The organism is Plantactinospora sp. ZYX-F-223 (assembly GCF_039649625.1).
GTDB lineage: Bacteria > Actinomycetota > Actinomycetes > Mycobacteriales > Micromonosporaceae > Plantactinospora.
The window spans coordinates 1-302 of sequence record NZ_JBDJAV010000213.1 but is presented as its reverse complement, the minus strand read 5'-3'; the positions used below and the strand labels follow the sequence as shown (position 1 = coordinate 302).

The window sequence follows — 302 nt, the reverse complement described above, 5'->3', positions numbered from 1 at the left end:
ACTCCAGGCCGACCTGCACGCCCAGGGCATCGTCCCGGACGTCGTCGAGGTGGTCGACCCCGACGGACAGGTGCGGGAACCGGTCCGCCAGGTACTCCGGGTCATCGCCCGGCACGACCTCGTGCTCGCCACCGGACACCTCGACGGCCCGGAGATCCTGGCCGTGGTCCACGCCGCCGGCGAGGAGGGAGTACGCCGGATCGTCGTCACCCACCCCGAGTTCACCTCGCAACGGCTGCCCGTCGCCCAGCAGCGGGAACTCGCCGAGGCCGGCGCCCTGCTGGAACGCTGCTTCACCACCG

Annotated in this window: 1 protein-coding gene; it reads left to right on the top strand. The window is 72.5% G+C overall.

Features of this window, described 5'->3' with window-relative positions; translation table 11 throughout:
* Positions 1–302: DUF6282 family protein (locus AAH979_RS43235; protein ID WP_346263913.1), on the top strand; the 302-nt coding region annotated here is incomplete at both ends.